Source organism: Gallibacterium genomosp. 2 (assembly GCF_000771895.1).
In the GTDB taxonomy this organism is placed as follows: domain Bacteria; phylum Pseudomonadota; class Gammaproteobacteria; order Enterobacterales; family Pasteurellaceae; genus Gallibacterium.
Window position 1 is genome coordinate 1 of the sequence record NZ_JPXY01000078.1, and the last position, 4,016, is coordinate 4,016.

The window sequence follows — 4,016 nt, forward strand, 5'->3', positions numbered from 1 at the left end:
CTGTAAAACTCTCACTCTTACCGAACTTGGCCGTAACCTGCCAACCAAAGCGAGAACAAAACATAACATCAAACGAATCGACCGATTGTTAGGTAATCGTCACCTCCACAAAGAGCGACTCGCTGTATACCGTTGGCATGCTAGCTTTATCTGTTCGGGCAATACGATGCCCATTGTACTTGTTGACTGGTCTGATATTCGTGAGCAAAAACGACTTATGGTATTGCGAGCTTCAGTCGCACTACACGGTCGTTCTGTTACTCTTTATGAGAAAGCGTTCCCGCTTTCAGAGCAATGTTCAAAGAAAGCTCATGACCAATTTCTAGCCGACCTTGCGAGCATTCTACCGAGTAACACCACACCGCTCATTGTCAGTGATGCTGGCTTTAAAGTGCCATGGTATAAATCCGTTGAGAAGCTGGGTTGGTACTGGTTAAGTCGAGTAAGAGGAAAAGTACAATATGCAGACCTAGGAGCGGAAAACTGGAAACCTATCAGCAACTTACATGATATGTCATCTAGTCACTCAAAGACTTTAGGCTATAAGAGGCTGACTAAAAGCAATCCAATCTCATGCCAAATTCTATTGTATAAATCTCGCTCTAAAGGCCGAAAAAATCAGCGCTCGACACGGACTCATTGTCACCACCCGTCACCTAAAATCTACTCAGCGTCGGCAAAGGAGCCATGGGTTCTAGCAACTAACTTACCTGTTGAAATTCGAACACCCAAACAACTTGTTAATATCTATTCGAAGCGAATGCAGATTGAAGAAACCTTCCGAGACTTGAAAAGTCCTGCCTACGGACTAGGCCTACGCCATAGCCGAACGAGCAGCTCAGAGCGTTTTGATATCATGCTGCTAATCGCCCTGATGCTTCAACTAACATGTTGGCTTGCGGGCGTTCATGCTCAGAAACAAGGTTGGGACAAGCACTTCCAGGCTAACACAGTCAGAAATCGAAACGTACTCTCAACAGTTCGCTTAGGCATGGAAGTTTTGCGGCATTCTGGCTACACAATAACAAGGGAAGACTTACTCGTGGCTGCAACCCTACTAGCTCAAAATTTATTCACACATGGTTACGCTTTGGGGAAATTATGAGGGGATCTCTCAGGGCTTAGCGCTGTTTTCTTGTAAAGAAAGTAATGCTGCAGAAGCGGTAAGTTCATTGCCGGTTGATAAGGAAGCTGTTCCAGTAGTTATTGCACAATCGGAGCCATTTTTACAGGCTGAGAAATGTATAAAGGAACGTTGTTATCAGATGGATCTTTATACATTAAAGACCAATATTGATTGGATTGATCCTTATTTTCAAAAGGCTGCTCGTTCACTATTAAAATTTGATAGTTATACGCTTTCTGATAGAGAAATTGAAGAAAAGCAGGCACAATGGGATAAATTGCCCGTTGATAAATTGAAAAAGGAATTTATAGCAAATGTTGAACGATTGTTTGATAGTAATGAGGGGATGCCTGTAGGATATTCATTAGAATATAAACCACGGTTTCTTGCACAAAATAACCAATTGGCAATGTTTGTGACTTATTACTATGCCTTTACCGGTGGAGCTCACGGTATTTATGGTACAAGTTTTTATAATTTTGATTTAAAAACAAAAAAATTATTAGATTTGGATGATATTTTGTTACCGGGTAAACAACAAGAATTTTCCGAATTACTGAGAGATGCCTATCTTGAATATATTTCTGTAGCGGAATCTGAACCGGATCAGGCAAAAGCGGAGAAACGCCTTTTGGAAAGAGAAGATAGTGGGTGGATTGCAGAACCGACAAATAATTTTGCATTTGCTTATAACGGCTTATTATTGGATTATTTTCCTTATATGTTGGGCAGTTTTGCGGAAGGCGAGATCCAATTGTTAATTCCTTATTCAAGGTTAATCGATATTGTTAAGCCAGAATATTTATTTAATACCACTAAAACGACTATTTCTGAATAAATGATGAAATATAAACACCCTGAATCGGTTTTAGTTGTGGTATATTGTCGCACCACAAAACGTGTCTTGATGTTGCAACGTAAAGACGATCAGGATTTTTGGCAATCGGTATCAGGCAGTTTGGAACCGGGAGAAACTCCATTACAGGCTGCACAGCGAGAAGTATTCGAAGAGTTGCAATTGGATATTTCCAAACTTCCGTTTAAATTAAACGATTGTTATTATGAAGTTGATTTTGAAATCTTTGCCCAATTTCGGCAACGTTATGCCCCTAATGTAACGCATTGTCATGAATATTGGTTTACTTTGCCGTTGAATGAAGAGCAGAATGTTATATTAAGTGAACATCTGGCTTATCGTTGGGTTGAAGCAGACGAGGCAGTTAAGATGACGAAATCTTGGAACAACGCGCAAGCGATAGAGAAATTTGTAATACATCAACCTATTGAAAATTAAAGAGGATTTTTCATGGCTGGTCATAGTAAATGGGCTAATATTAAACACCGCAAAGCGGCACAAGATGCACAACGCGGTAAAATTTTTACTAAATTAATTCGTGAGTTGGTTACTGCAGCTAAATTAGGTGGTGCGGACGTAGGAGCAAATCCACGCTTGCGTACAGCAGTGGATAAGGCATTATCCAATAATATGACTCGTGATACTATTAATCGTGCAATTCAACGTGGTGCTGGTGGCGGCGATGATACCAATATGGAATCTATTGTTTACGAAGGTTATGGCCCAGGTGGTACCGCAATTATCGTTGAGTGCTTAACGGACAATCGTAAACGTACTGTTTCTGAGGTGCGTCACGCTTTTACTAAATCTGGCGGTAACTTGGGAACGGATGGTTCGGTAGCATATTTATTTACTCGTAAAGGTTTAATTTTAATTAATGAGGCGGATGAAGATGCGTTAATGGAAGCAGCAATTGAGGCTGGTGCGGATGATATTCAGCCTCAAGATGACGGCAGTTTTGAAATTTATACAGCTTGGGAAGGATTGGGGGCTGTTCGTGATGCTTTGGAAAAGGCTGGTTTCAAAATTGATGAAGCTGAAGTAACAATGATCCCTTCAACTACTGCAGAATTGGATGTGGAAACTGCACCAAAATTAATGCGTTTAGTTGATATGTTGGAAGATTGTGATGATGTTCAGAACGTTTATCACAATGGTGATATGAGCGATGAAGTCGCTGCAACTTTAGAATAATTTAACTTTTAAAAATAGGGCGAATTCGCCCTATTTTTTTATTTTTTCTGTTATGGCAATTATTCTTGGTATTGACCCCGGTTCTCGCTTAACCGGATATGGTGTGATTAAACAACAAGGTAAACAACTGACCTATTTAGGCAGTGGTGTGATTCGTACTGCTGTGGATGATCTGCCGACCCGATTGCAACGGATTTATAGTGGTGTAACGGAAATTATTACGCAATTTCAACCTGATATGTTATCTATTGAACAGGTTTTTATGGCAAAGAATGCCGATTCAGCATTAAAGTTAGGGCAGGCTAGAGGTGTGGCGATTGTAGCTGCAACAAATCAAAATTTGCCTGTATTTGAATATGCTGCCAGATTAGTGAAACAAACTGTTGTTGGTATTGGTTCGGCGGATAAAAAGCAAGTGCAACATATGGTCACCAAAATTTTGCATTTGTCCGCATCTCCACAAGCAGATGCTGCTGACGCGTTAGCGATTGCAATTACGCACGCACATACTATGCAGCATTCGTTGCAGATAGCGATAACAACACAATCAACATTAAGCGCCAATACGGCGTTACTGAAGACACGTTATAGTCGAGGGCGTTTTAGATTGAAATAGTGTTTAGTCTTTTTATTATCTTCATAATTTTTATTCAATATTTTACTTTGTGACTTGCCATAGAAAATGTTAGAAATCTACTGTATTTAAACGAAGATGCTTTATAGCATTTCATTTAGATAGTCATTGACATTGAGAACGATTAAATAAGCAGTGGCGGCAAGGTTGGCATAAGAGTAAAAACAAAAAACCGTAAGTTATTTTTCGGCATATAGGACAAAATA

Annotated in this window: 5 protein-coding genes; all 5 read left to right on the forward strand. The window is 39.9% G+C overall.

The annotated features are described in order from the left end of the window. A partial coding sequence (locus P375_RS11870) for an IS4-like element ISVsa5 family transposase (protein WP_039137310.1) occupies window positions 1-1,105 on the forward strand: 1,105 nt, incomplete at its 5' end. Then, entirely contained in the window at window positions 1,080-1,964 is an 885-nt protein-coding gene (locus P375_RS11875) for a DUF3298 domain-containing protein (RefSeq protein ID WP_039137312.1), read from the forward strand. The genes P375_RS11870 and P375_RS11875, both read left to right, overlap by 26 nt. A 3-nt stretch (window positions 1,965-1,967) precedes the next feature. Continuing rightward, window positions 1,968-2,420, forward strand: coding sequence for a dihydroneopterin triphosphate diphosphatase (gene nudB / locus P375_RS11880; protein ID WP_039137315.1), 453 nt, complete (start codon window positions 1,968-1,970; stop codon window positions 2,418-2,420). Between the two features lie 12 nt (window positions 2,421-2,432). After that, window positions 2,433-3,176, forward strand: a complete 744-nt coding sequence (locus tag P375_RS11885) for a YebC/PmpR family DNA-binding transcriptional regulator (protein ID WP_039137317.1) — start codon at window positions 2,433-2,435, stop codon at window positions 3,174-3,176. 52 nt (window positions 3,177-3,228) lie between these two features. Beyond that, a complete protein-coding gene (gene ruvC, locus P375_RS11890) occupies window positions 3,229-3,792 on the forward strand; it encodes a crossover junction endodeoxyribonuclease RuvC (RefSeq protein ID WP_039137319.1) in 564 nt (187 codons plus the stop codon). The last annotated feature ends 224 nt before the right edge of the window (window positions 3,793-4,016 follow it).